The following is a 1574-nucleotide window of genomic DNA, read 5'->3' as shown; positions in this document are numbered from 1 at the left end:
TCCCGGATCAAAATAATTATTGTTGACACGATTAAGTCCTTCTATGGATTTATTTAAACCTTGGATTTGTCCTATCATATGCCAAATATTATTATCATCCGAACCTTCAATCTTTAACCCTTCTGGAGCACATTGTTGATAGTCCCAACTAAGGGAGATTACCCTGTTTTTTAATGCGTCTATATATGAAACTCCAAAAAGAGATACTGGTGCTAAAGTTTTATCACATAGATTGGTACCACCATCTGAACTATTTATTCTAAATCCGTCTATTTTAAAATCACTGAAACAACCTGATGCATTTTTACATCGGGTATAAATATAAATATCTCTATCCCGATTTGCAGGTATACTTGAAATAGTAAAAATTCCTCCATTTTGTACTTCATCCTTATTACTATCATACCAATAAATTGTGGAGCCGCTTTCGCATCCCATTAATATTTGGATATCTTGCTCAGTAGTTTGGGCGGCGGGTATAGCGTTTTCATAAACAGGAATTGAAGGCCTAAATTCATTTGCACATCGGTCCAAAACAGTGATAGACTGGGTGTAAGTAATCGAACTTTCACAGCCATCGCTATTTATACACTTCAGGGCATAGGTATATGTACCAGCCTTCTCTGAGCGATTCAATTGACTTCCAACAGCGATTTCGCCATAGCTATTGTACCAGTGTACTTCACCACTTGAACACGCCCTTGCAACTAAGGTAAAACTCTCATCTTCTTTTATTGCTTTGTCTTTATGTGAAAAATCATCAATCACAGTTGGATTTGGAGCACAGTGACACCTTTCTATATTAAAATAAATATCACCATAAAATTCGCTTTCACACCCAGTGTTGGCATCAACACATTTTACATTGTATTTATACTTGCCCTCTTGGTTCACTACTTCTTGCCAATTTTGGTTTGCTATCAAGTTGTCGTTCTTATACCAAAGGTAATTACCGTCTGTACATTCAGAAGCATTAAGCCATTTGGTTTGACACACTGTATAGTCACTTGGGGTAGCTACTACTTTTGGTTTTTTAGGGCTCTTCAATAAGTTTAAAGTAATCAAATTGGAAGCCTCACTGTAACAAGTATTTAATTTGCAACGCGTAGCATAGGTATGGGTAGTATTTTGATTTATGTTTGGCACATAAATTTTATTCGTTTTTGAATTGCCATCTAAAGCCTTCCATGAATCATTATCTATAAGCCATTCGATAATTCCCGGGCAACTTTCTATATTCGTCAAAATAGCCTCATTAGTAGCACAATAGGGTTCTTCATCTTTGCTGGACTCTAATTTTGGAGCATCTAATTTGTCATAAACTACAATTTCTATGGGCTCTACTGTAGCGTTTATGCAATATTTGTCAAAACATTTTACTGAGTAAGGCTGGCTTGTTGATGGTGTGATTTCAATTGTGCTTGTCGAGCCTCCATTAGACCACTCTATAAAATCATTGCAATTTGAAACTGAAAGGTTTCCACTGAAAGTTTTACAAATACTGTTATTATAAAGATCTGAAGTTATTACTGGTGAACTATGGTATTTTTCTTGGATATCGAGATAACCATTAT

Annotated in this window: 1 protein-coding gene; it reads right to left on the bottom strand. The window is 35.6% G+C overall.

Features of this window, described 5'->3' with window-relative positions; translation table 11 throughout:
- Nucleotides 1-1574 (bottom strand): hypothetical protein (locus EGI31_RS14960; RefSeq protein WP_255037981.1); only part of this gene is annotated, 1574 nt, incomplete at both ends.

This window comes from Lacihabitans soyangensis, assembly GCF_024343775.1.
GTDB classification, from domain to species: domain Bacteria; phylum Bacteroidota; class Bacteroidia; order Cytophagales; family Spirosomataceae; genus Leadbetterella; species Leadbetterella soyangensis.
Note: the sequence above shows the minus strand (reverse complement) of the source record. Positions and strands in the feature narration are given on the sequence as shown.